Here is a 15,648-nt window from a genome sequence, read left to right as displayed (position 1 = left end):
TCGATCTGGGGCTAAAGAGCGTCGGCAAAGATGTTACCGCCTGTCTGGACGTTGATACCGCCGGATACCGGCAACACCGCACCCGTGATGTAGCTGCCACCACGGCCACACAGGAACAACATACAGCCCGCGATATCTTCGTCACGACCCACGCGACCCAACGGTACCGCCTTGCCGACACGCTCGCGCTTACTTTCATCTTCGGTTGCAAACGCGGTCATGCGCGATACGAACGGCCCAGGCGCCAGAGCATTTACTGTGACACGATACGGCGCAAGTTCCTTGGCCATGATTTTTGACAGGTGAATCACCGCGGCTTTTGACGCGGAATAGCTGTAGGCCCCGTCACCCATCGGGACCTCGCCCATAACCGATCCAATATTTACGACCCGTGCTGGATCATCGTCGCTGGCTGATTTCATTAAAAGCGGTAGTAGCTTTTGGGTCAGATCGAATATACCTGCGACATTGACGGACATCACTTTGTCCCACGCCGAGTGGGGAAACTGGCCCATCGGTGCGCCCCAGGTAACACCAGCATTATTCATTAATATTTCAATAGATTGCGTTCGTTTGTTGACCTCACCAACTAATGCATCAATACCCACTTCGCTGCCGATATCGCCTGCAAAACCTTCTGCAGATCCGGCGGTGCCTAACGCGTTCAACTCTGCCGCAACCTGTTCACATGCATCACCCTTGCGCGAGGCAATCAGAACATGAGCACCGGCGCGAACAAGCGCCTCGGCTGCCATCCGGCCAATACCCGTGGCCCCACCTGTCACCAGCGCAGTTTTTCCGTTGAGTGAAAACAATGTCTCGGGCGTCATGAAATCTCCTTTCAGGTGATCTGTTCTTTGCGCCTATCGTTTGAGACCCAGAGCGGCGGTCATCTTGACAATACGTTCGTGTAATCCAACGATTTCAATTCAAACGAAGCAAGGGGCAAGTGGGGCATATGCAGACATTACTCAGCGTCAAACCGGGCGGACCAGAAACATTGGAGTTGACCACCCTGCCCGATCCCGTGCCAAAGGCTGGTGAGATATTGGTGCGAATACACGCGGCCGGAGTGAACTTTCCAGATACGCTGATGATCCGGGACCTTTACCAGATGAAGCCTCCTCGTCCATTTGCTCCAGGTGGCGAGATTGCAGGTGAGATCACCAGCGTCGGCAAAGATGTCGTTGATTTCTTGCCCGGTGATCGTGTTCTGGCGCTGACAGGACATGGAGGGTTCGCCACGCACCTGACGCTCAGACCAGCGACGGCGATCAAAATCCCGGATGATATGCCATATGAAGACGCCGCGTGTTTCATATTCACGTATGGCACGTCTTACCATGCGCTCAAAGATCGAGCACAGCTGCTCTCGGGGGAAACCGTACTTGTGCTGGGCGCATCGGGTGGCGTTGGCTCTGCCGCGATAGAGCTTGCCAAAACCATGGGCGCGCATGTGATCGCGGCAGTTTCGTCCGAAGAAAAAGCACAGTTTTGCAAAAACGTTGGTGCAGATAAAACACTGATTTATCCACGTGATCTGGACCGAGCGGCGCAAAAGGCGCTATCTGCCGAAATCAAATCGCTGGCCGGTGGCGAAGGTGTAGATGTGGTCTATGACGCCGTTGGCGGGGACTACGCCGAACCTGCTTTGCGCAGTTTGGCGTGGGGAGGCCGATATCTGGTCGTCGGTTTTCCAGCAGGCATTCCCAGCATTCCGTTGAACCTGACGCTGCTCAAAGGATGTCAAATCGTCGGCGTGTTTTGGGGCGCGTCAGTATTTCGGGATCCGAAAGGGCATTCTCAGAATGTGGGTGAACTGTTCAAAATGTATCGAAGCGGTGCCATCTGCCCTCGTATCAGCGCCCGGTTCCCACTTGAACGCGCGGCGGAAGCGATCACCAAGATGGATCAACGCAAAACTCTCGGTAAAGTTGTGGTCACAATGGGAACTAAATGAGCTGATATTCATTCAGAACTTTAGATTCTTACCAATATGCGACACAACCACTCGCGCCAAAGGGGCGATGGTCGCTGGACGCCTCAAATTTTCGGGTTTATGAAAAAGAAGAAGATGGGGACAGTTTGAATATGCAAAAAATATTGGTTCTGAATGGTCCGAACCTGAATCTGCTGGGGACGCGGCAGCCCGAGGTTTATGGATCAACGACCTTGAAGATGATTGAGGACCTGTGTGTTGCTCATGGTCAGGCACTGAATCAGACGATCACGCATATTCAAACCAACCACGAAGGCGCATTGATTGATGCGATTCACGCAGCACGCGGCGAACAGGATGGAATCGTCTTGAACGCGGGTGGATACACCCATACGTCGGTCGCGCTGATGGATGCGATTTCTTCCGCCGAAGTCCCGGTTGTAGAGGTTCATCTGTCAAATATTCACGCGCGCGAAGTGTTTCGACACAAATCATACATCGCCCCAGTTGCCATTGGTCAGATTTGTGGATTCGGCGCACATAGCTATGTGCTTGCGCTGAATGCCCTTGCGGCCCATTTGGCTGAGGGGGGCACAGGATGAACCTCAACGATTATCTGAACTTTCTGAGCTATACCAAGACATTGGAAGAGCTGTGGGATGCCCACTGCCGCCAGATGGCAAAGTTCGGATTTGATCGGTTGCTGTATGGTTACACCCAGTATCGCACGGCGACATCATTGGGGGACCCCGAGGATTTCGTCATCCTGTCCAACCACTGCAAAGATTACCTTGATGGGTTCCTACGCTCGGGATTGTATTTTCACGCTCCGATGTTGAAATGGGCCTTGGATCATGAGGGCGCGGCAAGCTGGAGCATGATCAATGACATGATGTCCAGCGGTGTTATGACACCCGAAGAACTTAGGGTTTATGAGTTTAACAAATCTTTGGGTCTTACATCGGGTTATACGGTCAGCTTCAACTCGGTTTCGATGCGAACCAAAGGCGCGATCTCACTTGCAGCCCGAATGCATGATCAGGATGAAGTGGACGAGATCTGGCAGGAACACGGCAAGGATATTTTGCTGATGAACAATGTTGCTCATCTCAAAATCCTTACCTTACCGTACAACGCTCCGAACCGCGCTCTGACTAAGCGGCAGCGAGAGGCGCTTCAATGGGTGGGGGATGGAAAGACCACTCAGGACATCGCGTTGCTTATGGGATTGACTGCCGCGACGGTGGAAAAGCACCTAAGGCTGGCGCGCGAGGCGCTTTCGGTTGAAACCACAGCGCAGGCAGTGCTTAAGGCGACTTTGCATAACCAGATGTTTGTAATGGAAGCCTGACCCTAATTTGACGCTACATTGCGTCAAATTGACCTAAGGTAAGGAATACATGACTTTCCGAATCTCCCCCATAAATTGCAAACTGGTATTGTTCCGTGAGTGGTGGCTTTAGCCAGGGAACGTTTTGATTGGATCTTTGTAATACCAAAGCTCTCTGATCGCTCTGACATAGAGGCGCCTATTCGTCCGCGTCGCTTTGTCGGAATTTTTGAGGGGCCCTTCCATCCCCATCATGCGGGGCCCCTCAATCTCCTCTTTTCCTTGATGTTGTTTACTGCGCATTGAAAAGCTGCCTAGCACAAAAAAACCCGGCTGCATCGCAACCGGGTCTTTTATGGATTGCAGCCCCTCAGTGAGGCTGCATTTTATCTTTAGCCTTGAGCTGCCTTCGCAACTTCGGCTGCGAAGTCTTCTTTTTCGACAACGATGCCTTCGCCTACTTCCATGCGGACAAATCCGGTTATGGTTGCACCCGCTTCTTTAGCCGCAGCTTCGACGGTCAGGTCAGGATTCACAACGAAGTCCTGGTTCAGCAGAGTCGACTCGGCAACGAATTTTTTCATACGACCGACGATCATCTTTTCGATCACCTGCTCCGGCTTGCCGGATTCGCGGGCGATGTCCATCTGGACCTGCTTCTCTTTCTCGACAACTTCCGGGTCCATGTCCGCCTCAGACAAGGCCGCCGGGTTCACTGCTGCAATGTGCATTGCAACCTGCTTGCCGAAGGCTTCATCGCCGCCAGACAGAGCAACAAGAACGCCGATTTTGCCCATGCCGCTGGTTGCAGCATTGTGGACATAGGACACGACAGTGTCACCGCTCAGCTTGGACATGCGGCGTACCGACATGTTCTCACCGATGGTGGCGATCTTGTCGGTTAGAGTGTCTGCAACAGATTTTCCGCCCAGATCGGCAGCCAGCAGAGCTTCGACATCGTCGACGCCTTCGGCTGCATAGGTGATCTTGCCGACCATTTCCTGAAACTCGCCATTTTTCGCAACGAAGTCGGTTTCCGAGTTCACTTCGACTGCAACACCGTTGCCGCCGTTGACGTGAACGGCCACCAGACCTTCGGCGGCGGTACGGCCCGATTTCTTGGCTGCTTTGGCCAAGCCCTTGGTGCGCAGCCAGTCAACGGCTTCGTCCATGTTGCCGCCGGTTTCGGTCAGCGCTTTTTTTGCGTCCATCATGCCTGCGCCGGTCGAGTCGCGCAGTTCTTTTACCATTGCTGCTGTGATTGCCATCTTTTGGCTCTCCTCAATTCAAACGGAATTGGGGCAGGTCTACCCTGCCCCATATGTCATTTACGTGACGGGCAGCTTACGCTTCGGCTTTGGCTTCCGGCGCGGCTTCTTCTGCGGGTGCTTCTTCGGCAACGGCTTCTTCAACCGGAGCTTCTTCGAATGCACCCAGATCAACACCTGCAGCACCCATCTGTGCGGTCATGCCGTCCAGAGCGGCGCGTGCGGCCAGGTCGCAGTACAGGGCAATGGCGCGCGCTGCGTCGTCGTTGCCGGGGATGATGTAGTCAACACCGTCGGGCGAGCAGTTGGTGTCGACAACAGCCACAACCGGGATACCCAATTTGTTGGCTTCGGCGATGGCCAGCGCTTCTTTCTTGACGTCGATGACGAACAGCAGATCAGGAACGCCGCCCATTTCGCGGATACCGCCCAGCGATGCCTGCAGTTTGCCCTGGTCACGTTCCATGCCCAGACGCTCTTTCTTGGTCAGGCCTTCGGCACCCGCTTCCATCGCTTCGTCGATCTGGTTCAGACGGTTGATCGACTGGGAAACAGTTTTCCAGTTGGTCAGTGTGCCGCCCAGCCAGCGGTGGTTCATGTAGTACTGAGCCGACTTTTCAGCGGCTTCGGCGATCGGGCCAGCAGCCTGACGCTTGGTACCAACGAACAGAACGCGGCCACCTTTTGCGACGGTGTCACGAACTGCCTGCAGAGCCTGATCCAGCATCGGAACAGTCTGGGTCAGGTCCATGATGTGGATACCATTGCGCGAGCCGTAGATGAACGGGCCCATGCGGGGATTCCAACGCTGTGTCTGGTGACCAAAGTGAACGCCAGCTTCCAACAGCTGACGCATGGAGAACTCGGGAAGAGCCATGCTATTTTCCTTTTCCGGTTTACGCCTCGGCGGGGGTGAAAGAAGCGGATGCTCCAACCGGCGGGCCAGATAAGGATGTCTCCCTCAAATGACCCAAACCCCGCCTGCGGGTTTGAATGGCGCGCGTATATGACAGGATTTGAGACAGTGCAAGGGCCAAATGCCCTTATTTTTCAAGCCGCGCCAAGCTGTGAGCGTGCCGCACGGCCTGTTCGCAATGTGCTGCCAGAGCTTTACGGTTCTCAAAATCGCTGACCTTGGCGGGCTCATGATATATTAATTCCACCCAACCTTGTCGTCGCGCGCCCAACGTCTTGAGCAGATGCGGCCCGAAATCCATGTCACCCCACCAACCGTAAAAACGCGCAGGCTGCCCTTTGGGCGCATGAAAAATGGCCGAGACGGGTTGGACATACATGAATTCACGCAGCTCATCCGTAAAGAATGCAGCGAAAAGCGTTGTTTTGAATGGCAAAACTCGCAAACCATCTGTCGAAGTGCCCTCTGGGAAGAACAACAGCTTATGCCCGGCTTTAAGGCGCTCTTCGAATATGCGGGTCTGTTCGCGAGCTTTTTGGCGATTTCGCTCAATGAATACCGTACCGGTTGCTTGTGCCAACCATCCGATCCCCGGCCATTTCGCCACCTCGGCTTTCGAGACAAAGTACACGCGTTTGCGGGCATTCAGCGCAAAAATGTCCAGCCACGACGTGTGATTTGCGACCACGGCGCCACGTTCCCGCATCAACTCACCAGAGCTATGAAATCCTATCCCGAGGATCCTGAACGCGTTGCGGCAGACAAATTGACTGATGAAAGGTGTAACTGGTCGCTGAACGCCACATAATGGACGTTCGATCAAGCGTATCGACAGCAGAACGATCAGGCCCCCAAAAACTAGCACCGCCAGAGGGACGCCGCGCAAAAACACCAATATCCAGCCAAGAACACCAAGTTCGATCGGATCAGGTTCGTCTTCGCTCTGCCATGAGGGATCGCTCACCTCGTTACGCTCCACTGTAAATGCGTCGCTGACGCGCGTTCATGCGTGTGGTGTCGAGGATCAGGCACACATCGGTTGTATTGAATGCATGATCGATAAAGGCCCCCTCACCGACGAAACCACCCAGACGGAGGTAAGCCTTGATCAGGGATGGCACCTGAACCATGGCAGCACGACGATCCAGGGCATCGGCCGGCAGTAGGTTCATAGACTCAAACACGCCCGGCTGTGCCCGGACCCGTAGATCCGGAGGGGCTAGATGGTTGTGATGCAGCATCGATAGCGGCTGTGCCAGTTTCTGGACATCGGTGCCATGAAAGCTTGCGACACCGAACAGAACTTCGATTTCGCGCTCCGTGACGTAGGCCGCCAGCCCATTCCACAGGTGATACATCGCGGTGCCACCGCGGTAATCCGGATGCACGCACGAGCGCCCAAGTTCCAACAGTTTGCGCCCGCTTTGCTTTAAAACGGTGAGGTCATATTCATCCTCGGAATAGAACTGCCCCAATTCGGCCGCTCGCTCACCGGGAAGCAATCGATAGACGCCGATAACCGCGCCCGTTGAATCATCAATGGCCAGCATATGATCGAAATGCGGGTCGAACCGGTCTTTCTCAAGCCCGGACTGATGGTCCACCATCTCACCACCGCCGCCGAGTTCACGCACAAAGACGTCGTAACGCAGACGCTGGGCTGCGCGTTGTTCAGCCTCGGTTTCAGCAAGTTTTACGGTGAATGAGGGGCCTTTATCCGGCATCAATGATTGGTCCGTTATTTGTGATTGCGCGCTGATAGCGCGATTGCATTGCGAAAGGCAACAAGCCCGCGTTTCGCCTGAGTTGTTAACCTTTCCTAAACCAGTTTCACGGATCAAAGACCGGCATCAGGGCTATGCGTGTCCCGTCGATTACCACTTTCCCCTGCTCGCGAAAGTTCACGGTGATCTTGCCCCCGATATTGGACTGTACCTGTCCAACGCCCCAATCGGGGAAATCGGGGTGGCGGACATACATGCCCGGTGCAAGAATGGCATTCAGATCTGTCATATTGGGCTCCGGGTCCTGAGGCAGATGCAGCAGGAGGTACGCATGGGCGCTTCAGACGTCAACCTGGCCGAATTGATCGGCTCTCGGATCTGTCATGATCTGATCAGCCCAATTGGGGCAATCACCAACGGGCTTGAACTGTTGGAGATGGTTGGCGCAGTCCAGGGTCCCGAGATGGAGCTGATTTCCGGCAGCGTCGGAAGCGCGCGCGCGCGCATCCGGTTCTTTCGCGTGGCCTTTGGGGCAGCCAGTGATCAACCGCTGGGAAGAACTGAGGTAATTGAACTGCTGAAGGATCTTGAAAAGGCGAGCCGGGTTCGGATCACATGGAACCTGACCGAACCCGTGCCGCGCAATCAGGTTAAACTCGCCTTCCTCGCCGTGATGTGCTGCGAAAGCGCGATGCCGTTTGGTGGTGAGGTGGAGATCGAAACTCGGGGTGATGCGTGGACTGTGACAGGAACAGCCGACAAACTGAATCTAGACCCCGATTTGTGGAAAGGGGTTTCAACCGGCTGTTTTGCCAGCAAAGTCAGTCCTGCGCATGTTCAATTTGCACTGTTGCCCGAAACCGCCGCTGCGATGGGGCGTCGGGTTGCGGTAGAAACGACCACAACCCTGGTGAAACTGCGATTCTAAACCCTCGTCGTTCCGTTTCCACGCACCAGATATTTAAAGCTGGTCAACTGAGCCGCCCCGACAGGTCCGCGCGCATGCATCTTGCCTGTTGCAATGCCGATCTCGGCGCCCATTCCGAACTCGCCACCGTCGGCAAACTGGGTTGAGGCGTTGTGCATCAGAATCGCGCTATCGAGGCGTTCAAAGAAATGCGCTGCAGCAGCAGTGTTCTCGGTCATGATGCAATCTGTATGGCTGGAACCATACGTATTGATATGATCGATCGCAGCATCGATGTCAGCAACAGGCTTGGCTGCGATGATGCTATCCAAAAACTCCTTGCCCCAATCCTCATCAGTTGCGGCAATAGTGCGATCATTGGCCAAGATGCCTTGTGCATGTACCTCGACACCTGCCGCTTGAAGCGCCGCAATGACGTCACGCCCAAGCGTTTCCGCCACGTCCTGATGAACCAACAAACACTCCGCAGCACCACAGATGCCGGTGCGCCGTGTCTTGGCATTCAATACCACATCCAGCGTTTTCTGAGGGTCTGCAGCGTTATCGACATAGATGTGAACAATGCCTTCAAGATGGGCAAAGACCGGCACGCGCGCCTCGCGCTGCACAAGACCAACCAAACCTTTGCCGCCGCGCGGGACAATGACGTCGACGTAATCTGTCATCGTTAGCAGCTCTTGCACCGCGGCACGATCCCGGGTCGGTATCAGTTGGATTGCATCTTCGGGCAGGTTGGCGGCCTTCAGTCCTTCGACCAAACAGGCATGAATAGCGGTTGACGAATGAAAACTCTCGGACCCGCCACGCAGGATTACTGCATTGCCCGACTTCAGGCATAGCGCACCCGCATCCGCCGTCACATTGGGGCGGCTTTCATAGATCACTCCGATCACACCCAAAGGCGTGCGTACACGCTGAATGTTCAGACCCGAGGGCATGTCCCATTCGGCCAGAACCTCACCCGCCGGATCGGCCTGATCAGCCACGGTTCGCAAGCCGTCAACCATACCTTGAACGCGCGCCTCATCCAGCATCAGGCGGTCCATCATCGCGGGGCTTAGGCCCTTCTCGCGACCAAACTCCAAATCTTTCTTGTTGGCCTCAATGATGTCATTGCGATTGTTCCATACGGCATCTGCAGCCGCGATCAACGCCGCGTGCTTTCGTTCGGCGCTGGCAAATGTCAGTTCGCGCGAAGCCAATTTCGCGCGCTTGCCGAGGTCTTCCATCAGGCTGGGAATACTGTCGAAGTCTTTCATCTCGTAAGCCTTTCAGGTGGTTCTCTCTATTCTATCAAAGCGCCAGATCATCGCGATGGATTAACACTGCGCGGCCCGGATAGCCTAGTGTGGTTTCGATTTCAGAGGACTTGCGCCCCTTGATCGCGTCGGCCTCTTGCGCGGTATAGCGGCTGAGGCCTTGCGCCAGTGGTCGCGCTGCTGGGTCTAGGATCGTAACTGGGTCACCGCGTCCAAATTCGCCGGTCACTTCAACAATTCCAACAGGAAGAAGGCTTTTACCGTTTGTCAGAGCTGTAACCGCACCATCATCGATCATGATCTCACCACGCGGTTTCATGGCCGATATCCAGCGTTTCCGGGCAGCATGCGGATCAAGTGTTGCTGTAAACCAAGTGCAATTCGCGGCGTTTTCCAGCGCTTTCAGCGGGTTCAATGTTGACCCTTCAGTTATTGCCATGGTGCAGCCGGCAGCCGTTGCCATCTTGGCGGCGAGAAGCTTGGTTTTCATTCCGCCTTTAGACAGACCCGATCCCGCATCACCGGCCATGGCCTCGATCTCGGGCGTGATCTGGTTGATCACATCGTATCGAGTTGCGGTGGTGTCTTCGATCGGGTTGCCAGTATAGAACCCGTCAACGTCTGACAGCAATATCAATTGATCTGCGCCGACCGTCACGGCGATCTGTGCGGCCAGCCGGTCATTGTCGCCATACCGAATTTCATCGGTCGCCACTGTGTCATTTTCGTTAACGATAGGCACAACACCTAACCCAAGTAATGTCTCAAGCGTCGCACGAGAGTTCAGGTATCGCCGCCGATCTGCACTGTCCTCTAGCGTCACCAAAACCTGCGCGGTCTTGATGTCATGTGGCGTTAATACTTCTTCATACGCTCGGGCCAACCGAATTTGACCAACAGCAGCCGCAGCCTGTGACTGCTCTAACGGCAGAGTCTGCATTGGCAATCCGAGAACGCCACGCCCAAGCGCGATCGAGCCCGAAGATACCAGGATGACATCTGTCCCCTGCCCTTTTAGCCATGCCACATCCCGTGCGAGCGATTGCAACCACTCCAATCGCAACTGGCCGGTATTCCGATCCACCAGCAAGGCGGACCCGATCTTGACCACCATGCGGTTTGCGGCGGTCAGGGTTGCCAAGGCTCTGCCTCCTCGGTGGGTTTTTGCCGCAGGCGGTTTTCATCAATCTGTGTCCGCAAAGCGCGCAGCACTTCTGTTACACCCAGATGTGCAACACCAGACATCGTCATAACCGGGCCACCCACGGATTGCTCGAGCTCTTCCTTGGTAAGCTCAAGTTCTTCCTCATCCAGAGCGTCAACCTTGTTCAGAACGGTGATACGCGGCTTGTTCGCAAGCTCGCCGCCATAGGCCTCAAGTTCGTGAATGATGGTGCGGTAATCTTCGGCGACGGTTTCGGACGTGCCATCGACCAGATGCAGCAGAACGGCGCAGCGTTCGACATGGCCGAGGAAGCGATCCCCAATCCCACGCCCTTCGTGCGCGCCTTCGATCAGGCCGGGGATGTCTGCGACGACGAATTCCACGTTATCTACGCCGACAACGCCCAGATTTGGGTGCAGCGTAGTAAAGGGATAGTCAGCGATTTTGGGCCGAGCATTTGATGTTGCGGCCAGAAAGGTTGACTTGCCCGCATTGGGCATCCCAAGCAGACCCACATCCGCAATCAGCTTCAGCCGCAACCAAATCGTGCGATCAATCCCCGCCTGCCCCGGATTGGCACGGCGTGGAGCCTGATTGGTGGCTGATTTGAAGTGCAGGTTACCGAACCCGCCGTTGCCACCTTTGGCTAACAGTACCCGCTGACCAACTTCCGTCAGGTCGCAGATTACGGTCTCTTCGTCTTCATCGAGAATCTCGGTTCCGACGGGCACACGTAGGATGATGTCATCACCATCCTTGCCAGTACGCTGCTGACCGCGCCCGGGTTGACCGTTCTTGGCGAAGAAGTGCTGCTGGTAACGAAAGTCGATCAGGGTATTCAGCCCGTCTACGACCTCGGCCCATACCGAACCGCCCTTACCACCATCCCCGCCATCGGGTCCGCCGTATTCGATGTACTTTTCGCGTCGGAAGCTGACGCACCCGCCACCTCCGGCCCCGGACCGGATGTAGACCTTTGCAAGATCGAGAAATTTCATAGCTGTCCCCTACTGCAAAGGCCCCATCGGCCACAAGTCAGAGTTTCTTTGTATACGTCCAGGTGGGCACATTCGCATCGCGCGCCACCGAATAAGTTTCCGCATCGCCAAGATACTGGAACCCGCAATGAGTCAGCACCCGAGCTGAGGCCGGATTGTCCTGAAACACGCTGGCGAACATGGTCGCGTTTTCCAGCGGATTGGCTTTGACCAGCGTTTCAACAGCCAAAGATGCAATGCCTGTGTTCCAATAAACCGGCGCGACCCAATAGCCGATTTCGGATTGATTGCGATCCAGCTTTTCAAGCGAAATCAAGCCAATCAGCTCGGGCCCGCCATCTTTGGTCGCATCCATCGCCCAAACGTCCTCGTCCCGCTCGTCCGACATGGCGCGCGTTACGAACGCCTCGACAGCTCCGGGCGGCAGCGGATGGGCGATCCGCGTGGTCATGCGCGCGACACGTTCATCGCCGGCGTAGTGCTCAATTAGTCCCATATCCGACCGGCGCAGGGGGCGCAGATCGAACCGCTCGGTTTCAATGACCGGCTGATTTATTATTGCCTCAAGTTTCATGAGTGCGTTCCTCCTCCGAACAACACAAAAAGTACGGACGCAACTGTCAAACTGGCTAACGTCCACATCAGATATTTTTCGGCAGGCCGACCTTCAACCGCATGGGCGATCCGATCTCCTGCAAATGTCCAAATCGGGTGCAACACGATCTGGCAGATCAACAAACAGAGAGCGATCGTGAGAGTCGCCTCAAAACTCGGTGTCCCTGCGGCCACAAATCCAGTAAAGCCCGCAATAATCATCGCCCAGGCCTTGGGATTAAGCGGGTGTACAATTAACCCCGCCAGAAATCCGGGCACTTGCTTATCCGTTTGACCGCGAGAAAGCCGCAGATTGGCGATTTTCCACGCAAGCCAGCAAATATAGGCAGCCGAAGCATATTTGAGCGCCTCAAACACCAGCGGCGCCTGATCGGCCACCTGCATCAGTCCGAAACCAACCGGCCAGATGATCAACTGCTTGCCCAGAATGACCCCGCCTACAAACGGCAGCGCCGACCGAAACCCATAGCGCGCACCTGTTCCCAGCAGGACCATGTTGGCTGGTCCCGGTGTGCCAACCTGCGAGGCGGCAAAAATCAGGAAACTGGTGGTTGCGACTGTCATCGGCTCTGGTGATCACGACTGCGTTAAAACGAAAAAGGGACCGGCACTTTGTGCCGGTCCCCCATGAATTTTTCTTAAACCTTCTGGGTTTCGGCTTACTCTGCGGCCTCCGCCACTGGCAGGACCGAAATAAAGGTGCGGTTTTTAAGTCCCTTATGGAACTTCACGGCGCCATCGACAGTTGCAAAGATTGTGTGATCTTTGCCCATACCTACGCCTTCGCCCGGCCAGAACTTGGTGCCGCGCTGACGTACGATGATGTTGCCTGCGATGGCGGCCTGGCCACCATACAGTTTCACGCCAAGGCGGCGACCTGCTGAGTCGCGACCGTTACGGGAGGAACCGCCAGCTTTTTTATGTGCCATTCTCTCTCTCCTTAGCCTTGAGCCAGCTCTTTGGCTTGCTCAACCCATTCGGGTTTCACTTTGATGGTGTCGATAGCAGCAATCTGCTCATCCGACAAGGCGGCCAGAGCGGCAAAGCTCTCGATACCGGCCTCAACCAGCTTTTTGGCAGCGGCAGGGCCGACACCGTTCAGCTTGGTCAGATCGTCAGCAGCAGCAGCGGCGGGTGCCTCTGCCTTGGCTTCTGCTTTCTTGGCAGGCTTTGCAGCAGGTGCCGCTTCGCCAGCCGGAGCAGATCCGGTTGCAGCTTTGATGCCCGACTTGTCAGCGCCCGACGACAGGATGTCGGTGATCTTGACCAGAGTCAGCTTCTGACGGTGGCCAACGGTACGCTTTGAGCTGTGCTTACGACGGCGCTTGACGAACTTGATGACCTTGTCACCTTTGATCTGTTCGATCACTTCGGCCTGTACGCCTGCGCCTTCAACGAAAGGTGCACCAACAACCGGAGCGTCACCGCCCAGCATCAGAACATCGTTGAATTGAACTTTTTCACCTGCGTCGGCAGCCAGCTTTTCAACGCGGAGGATATCACCCGCCTGAACCTTGTACTGCTTGCCGCCAGTCTTGAGGACCGCAAACATGCGTCTTTCCTTTGTCTAACCGCGTTCTGTGGTCCCCGGTTGGGTGTTTCTGGCTTTCGCCACCTCGAACAGCGCGCCCTTTTCGGGCAGAGTGGATGACCCTTAGCGCGTTGCTATCGGGTCAAAGAATAACGATACCCGGCGCGGAAAACCGGCCGGGATGCGCGCTTATCCAAGCATTGCCCGCTAAAGTCAACCCAAAACCGGGATCAAAGATCTGAGGCGCTCATTGCCTGCGCAACGGCCTGGCCAAGCTGGTATGAGATGCTGTTGAGCATCTCGTCATAACTCTTGAATAAAGCCGCGTTTAGGGCGCGTCCAGCATCCGTGCGCGAAAAGGCAATGTTCTCGCGCAATTGCGTTTCACTCAAAGGCCGATAGGCTAAAAGAAGAAATGAGTACATCCATTCCGTCGTTTCTGCCTTGGTCTGCTCATGTTGGGACAGCAGTTCATCCAACACGGATGCCTCATCCAATGACCCGTTCTGCCCCGAGGCGAGCCCACGGTAGAAACTGAAGTCTGCACTTATGGTTCCCCGGACATTCTGTTCGATTAAGTCGTTAACCTGCACGTACTCGTCCACCAGACGAAAAAACATGTCTTCACGATCACTCTCAAAATAGGCCGTTCGCGCCATCTGATCGATCGTATCATCCGCCAGAGCCTTCCGTGCTGAATTTTCAAGAGAAACAATGCTCTGCCCAAGATCGCTTTCGAAAAAGATCGAAGACTGTTCCAATTGTGCATTGGTCATTATGCGCCCAACCGATTGCGAAAGGCGTTCGTACATGGATGAAGGATCATACAATTCAGCAACCTGAGCCTGAAAATACGACCCTCCCGCTCCGCCCAGCATCGACTCGTCAATCGAGAGCCCTTGGGCCAAGCCCTCTTCGCTTAGAATTTCCAGGAAATCCGACAAATGCATGGCCTGCATCAACCGTTCAGCCTGCTGATTGGCTGCCAAGGGCACTGCCCATACGACCAACAAGATCGCAGCGGCGAGAACGCGCATCAGATATCCTGCGCCGGACGAAGCTCGGCCATGCGGGCCGCCAAGACCTCGAATCGCATAGCCATGATCTCGTATTGGATTGCGTTCAACAGCTCATACACCTCTTGCATCAAAGGCTGTTCCAGAGCCTTGACATAGGCGTCGACATCATCATCCGAGAATTCCTGGTAGGTGTAAGCCGCACCGGCCAATGCAGACAGTTGCAGCGATCGACGCATATCGCCTTCGTTGCGGCGCATCATTTCACGCAGCTCATCCCCATTGAGTTGCAAGTCGATAATGCCGGACGCACTGGCCGCCATCAAAAATCGAACCTGAATCTCCTGCAGTGCACGTAAGGAAGTGCCGCTTGCATCTACCGCGCGGTTCATTCGTTTCAGGCTTTCGACGCGGGAAGATCCATTTTTGATGAGCTCGGACACAATTTCCTGCCCCGCAAGCTGCTTGGCATCATCATCTTCATCCGAATGAGCCGCGTTTTCGGCAACGACGAGTCTTTGCCCCAGCGCGGATGCATAAAATGTCACAGCATGGTCCAACGCCTCGTCGCTGAGCGTCTGCTCGAGGATTGAAACAGCGGTATCGTACATGAGTTCTGTATCGAATACTTCTTCAGTCAGTCGCGTCCAATCTGAACCGAAACCGTCGGGGTCAATTCCCAGCATTTGCGGGGCCGAGGCAGACGCATGCGCGATACTTTCCAACGCAACGTCAAACCCTGTTGTGGTCAGAAATGCCTCAATCTGGTCTCGGCTGGCGGCATGCGACTGCGCCGTCATGGCACCTAGCGAAAGGAGCAGAAGTATAACACTGATGGTAAACTGGCGTAGATGGTAGGTCATACCCATCAGCCTAGGAGTTTTCTTGTCTCTGGCAATGGAAAATCCCAGGATCACTAAATTCCGGAATTTTCCACTTGCGCCCCTGCCCGTTCACCA

The 15,648-nt window shown here is 55.2% G+C and carries 19 protein-coding genes; 4 read left to right on the top strand and 15 right to left on the bottom strand.

Annotated features, from left to right (window positions below):
- Nucleotides 1-11 precede the first annotated feature (11 nt).
- Nucleotides 12-830 (bottom strand): SDR family NAD(P)-dependent oxidoreductase, encoded by an 819-nt coding sequence (locus ACR0KN_RS03155; protein ID WP_480651297.1) that lies wholly within the window; start codon nucleotides 828-830, stop codon nucleotides 12-14.
- Nucleotides 831-958: 128 nt separating this feature from the next.
- On the opposite strand from ACR0KN_RS03155, the gene ACR0KN_RS03150 reads away from it, so the two are divergent.
- From ACR0KN_RS03150 to ACR0KN_RS03140, 3 genes are all read left to right on the top strand, one after another.
- The gene (locus tag ACR0KN_RS03150; protein ID WP_480651295.1) at nucleotides 959-1,960 is read left to right on the top strand and encodes an NADPH:quinone oxidoreductase family protein; all 1,002 of its coding nucleotides are present in this window, start codon (nucleotides 959-961) and stop codon (nucleotides 1,958-1,960) included.
- A 131-nt stretch (nucleotides 1,961-2,091) separates the two neighbouring features.
- Entirely contained in the window at nucleotides 2,092-2,541 is a 450-nt protein-coding gene (gene aroQ / locus ACR0KN_RS03145; protein WP_480651293.1) for a type II 3-dehydroquinate dehydratase, read from the top strand.
- Nucleotides 2,538-3,290, top strand: a complete 753-nt coding sequence (locus ACR0KN_RS03140) for a LuxR family transcriptional regulator (RefSeq protein ID WP_170770871.1) — start codon at nucleotides 2,538-2,540, stop codon at nucleotides 3,288-3,290. The genes aroQ and ACR0KN_RS03140 overlap by 4 nt, the downstream gene beginning before the upstream one ends.
- A 371-nt stretch (nucleotides 3,291-3,661) precedes the next feature.
- Here ACR0KN_RS03140 and tsf read toward each other — a convergent pair whose 3' ends face one another.
- The 5 genes from tsf to ACR0KN_RS03115 all read right to left on the bottom strand — a co-directional run bounded on the left by tsf (nucleotide 3,662) and on the right by ACR0KN_RS03115 (nucleotide 7,466).
- Nucleotides 3,662-4,537 carry a translation elongation factor Ts gene (gene tsf, locus ACR0KN_RS03135; protein WP_170470213.1) on the bottom strand — a complete coding sequence of 292 codons (876 nt, stop codon included), beginning with the start codon at nucleotides 4,535-4,537 and terminating at the stop codon, nucleotides 3,662-3,664.
- A 76-nt stretch (nucleotides 4,538-4,613) separates the two neighbouring features.
- Nucleotides 4,614-5,414 (bottom strand): 30S ribosomal protein S2, encoded by an 801-nt coding sequence (gene rpsB / locus ACR0KN_RS03130; protein ID WP_010440118.1) that lies wholly within the window; start codon nucleotides 5,412-5,414, stop codon nucleotides 4,614-4,616.
- Nucleotides 5,415-5,580: 166 nt separating this feature from the next.
- Nucleotides 5,581-6,417, bottom strand: a complete 837-nt coding sequence (olsA, locus tag ACR0KN_RS03125) for a lyso-ornithine lipid O-acyltransferase (protein ID WP_170470207.1) — start codon at nucleotides 6,415-6,417, stop codon at nucleotides 5,581-5,583.
- Nucleotides 6,418-6,421: 4 nt separating this feature from the next.
- Complete coding sequence (olsB, locus tag ACR0KN_RS03120) at nucleotides 6,422-7,177, bottom strand: L-ornithine N(alpha)-acyltransferase (RefSeq protein ID WP_480651290.1); 756 nt, start codon at nucleotides 7,175-7,177, stop codon at nucleotides 6,422-6,424.
- 106 nt (nucleotides 7,178-7,283) lie between these two features.
- Nucleotides 7,284-7,466, bottom strand: coding sequence for a DUF3553 domain-containing protein (locus ACR0KN_RS03115; RefSeq protein WP_010440107.1), 183 nt, complete (start codon nucleotides 7,464-7,466; stop codon nucleotides 7,284-7,286).
- A gap of 42 nt (nucleotides 7,467-7,508) precedes the next feature.
- Between ACR0KN_RS03115 and ACR0KN_RS03110 the strand changes: the two genes are divergently transcribed.
- Complete coding sequence (locus ACR0KN_RS03110) at nucleotides 7,509-8,105, top strand: histidine phosphotransferase family protein (RefSeq protein WP_480651288.1); 597 nt, start codon at nucleotides 7,509-7,511, stop codon at nucleotides 8,103-8,105.
- Here ACR0KN_RS03110 and ACR0KN_RS03105 read toward each other — a convergent pair.
- From ACR0KN_RS03105 to ACR0KN_RS03065, 9 genes are all read right to left on the bottom strand, one after another.
- Nucleotides 8,102-9,364, bottom strand: a complete 1,263-nt coding sequence (locus ACR0KN_RS03105; protein ID WP_480651286.1) for a glutamate-5-semialdehyde dehydrogenase — start codon at nucleotides 9,362-9,364, stop codon at nucleotides 8,102-8,104. The genes ACR0KN_RS03110 and ACR0KN_RS03105 overlap by 4 nt on opposite strands.
- A gap of 34 nt (nucleotides 9,365-9,398) precedes the next feature.
- Nucleotides 9,399-10,505 (bottom strand): glutamate 5-kinase, encoded by a 1,107-nt coding sequence (gene proB / locus ACR0KN_RS03100; protein ID WP_480651284.1) that lies wholly within the window; start codon nucleotides 10,503-10,505, stop codon nucleotides 9,399-9,401.
- Complete coding sequence (gene obgE, locus ACR0KN_RS03095; protein ID WP_170770857.1) at nucleotides 10,493-11,527, bottom strand: GTPase ObgE; 1,035 nt, start codon at nucleotides 11,525-11,527, stop codon at nucleotides 10,493-10,495. Before obgE ends, proB begins: the two co-directional genes overlap by 13 nt.
- A 37-nt stretch (nucleotides 11,528-11,564) precedes the next feature.
- A complete protein-coding gene (locus ACR0KN_RS03090; protein WP_010440096.1) occupies nucleotides 11,565-12,101 on the bottom strand; it encodes a GNAT family N-acetyltransferase in 537 nt (178 codons plus the stop codon).
- Nucleotides 12,098-12,706 (bottom strand): LysE family translocator, encoded by a 609-nt coding sequence (locus tag ACR0KN_RS03085; RefSeq protein WP_010440095.1) that lies wholly within the window; start codon nucleotides 12,704-12,706, stop codon nucleotides 12,098-12,100. The genes ACR0KN_RS03090 and ACR0KN_RS03085 overlap by 4 nt, the downstream gene beginning before the upstream one ends.
- Before the next feature lie 95 nt (nucleotides 12,707-12,801).
- Nucleotides 12,802-13,071, bottom strand: a complete 270-nt coding sequence (rpmA, locus tag ACR0KN_RS03080; protein ID WP_010440093.1) for a 50S ribosomal protein L27 — start codon at nucleotides 13,069-13,071, stop codon at nucleotides 12,802-12,804.
- A gap of 11 nt (nucleotides 13,072-13,082) precedes the next feature.
- Nucleotides 13,083-13,694, bottom strand: coding sequence for a 50S ribosomal protein L21 (locus ACR0KN_RS03075; protein ID WP_170539672.1), 612 nt, complete (start codon nucleotides 13,692-13,694; stop codon nucleotides 13,083-13,085).
- 209 nt (nucleotides 13,695-13,903) lie between these two features.
- Complete coding sequence (locus ACR0KN_RS03070; RefSeq protein WP_480651281.1) at nucleotides 13,904-14,710, bottom strand: DUF2059 domain-containing protein; 807 nt, start codon at nucleotides 14,708-14,710, stop codon at nucleotides 13,904-13,906.
- Nucleotides 14,710-15,552 (bottom strand): DUF2059 domain-containing protein, encoded by an 843-nt coding sequence (locus ACR0KN_RS03065; protein WP_480651279.1) that lies wholly within the window; start codon nucleotides 15,550-15,552, stop codon nucleotides 14,710-14,712. Before ACR0KN_RS03065 ends, ACR0KN_RS03070 begins: the two co-directional genes overlap by 1 nt.
- Nucleotides 15,553-15,648: the final 96 nt, after the last annotated feature.

The sequence above is a fragment of the Ruegeria sp. AP7 genome, assembly GCF_056539905.1.
This window is presented reverse-complemented; position numbering and strand designations above follow the sequence as displayed.

Bases quoted from the DNA above. Each gene is read 5' to 3' on its own strand.
- ACR0KN_RS03155 (WP_480651297.1), bottom strand. From the start codon at position 830: ATGACGCCCGAGACATTGTTTTCACTCAACGGAAAAACTGCGCTGGTG.
- ACR0KN_RS03150 (WP_480651295.1), top strand. From the start codon at position 959: ATGCAGACATTACTCAGCGTCAAACCGGGCGGACCAGAAACATTGGAG.
- aroQ (WP_480651293.1), top strand. From the start codon at position 2,092: ATGCAAAAAATATTGGTTCTGAATGGTCCGAACCTGAATCTGCTGGGG.
- ACR0KN_RS03140 (WP_170770871.1), top strand. From the start codon at position 2,538: ATGAACCTCAACGATTATCTGAACTTTCTGAGCTATACCAAGACATTG.
- tsf (WP_170470213.1), bottom strand. From the start codon at position 4,537: ATGGCAATCACAGCAGCAATGGTAAAAGAACTGCGCGACTCGACCGGC.
- rpsB (WP_010440118.1), bottom strand. From the start codon at position 5,414: ATGGCTCTTCCCGAGTTCTCCATGCGTCAGCTGTTGGAAGCTGGCGTT.
- olsB (WP_480651290.1), bottom strand. From the start codon at position 7,177: ATGCCGGATAAAGGCCCCTCATTCACCGTAAAACTTGCTGAAACCGAG.
- ACR0KN_RS03115 (WP_010440107.1), bottom strand. From the start codon at position 7,466: ATGACAGATCTGAATGCCATTCTTGCACCGGGCATGTATGTCCGCCAC.
- ACR0KN_RS03110 (WP_480651288.1), top strand. From the start codon at position 7,509: ATGGGCGCTTCAGACGTCAACCTGGCCGAATTGATCGGCTCTCGGATC.
- ACR0KN_RS03105 (WP_480651286.1), bottom strand. From the start codon at position 9,364: ATGAAAGACTTCGACAGTATTCCCAGCCTGATGGAAGACCTCGGCAAG.
- obgE (WP_170770857.1), bottom strand. From the start codon at position 11,527: ATGAAATTTCTCGATCTTGCAAAGGTCTACATCCGGTCCGGGGCCGGA.
- ACR0KN_RS03090 (WP_010440096.1), bottom strand. From the start codon at position 12,101: ATGAAACTTGAGGCAATAATAAATCAGCCGGTCATTGAAACCGAGCGG.
- ACR0KN_RS03085 (WP_010440095.1), bottom strand. From the start codon at position 12,706: ATGACAGTCGCAACCACCAGTTTCCTGATTTTTGCCGCCTCGCAGGTT.
- rpmA (WP_010440093.1), bottom strand. From the start codon at position 13,071: ATGGCACATAAAAAAGCTGGCGGTTCCTCCCGTAACGGTCGCGACTCA.
- ACR0KN_RS03075 (WP_170539672.1), bottom strand. From the start codon at position 13,694: ATGTTTGCGGTCCTCAAGACTGGCGGCAAGCAGTACAAGGTTCAGGCG.
- ACR0KN_RS03070 (WP_480651281.1), bottom strand. From the start codon at position 14,710: ATGCGCGTTCTCGCCGCTGCGATCTTGTTGGTCGTATGGGCAGTGCCC.
- ACR0KN_RS03065 (WP_480651279.1), bottom strand. From the start codon at position 15,552: ATGACCTACCATCTACGCCAGTTTACCATCAGTGTTATACTTCTGCTC.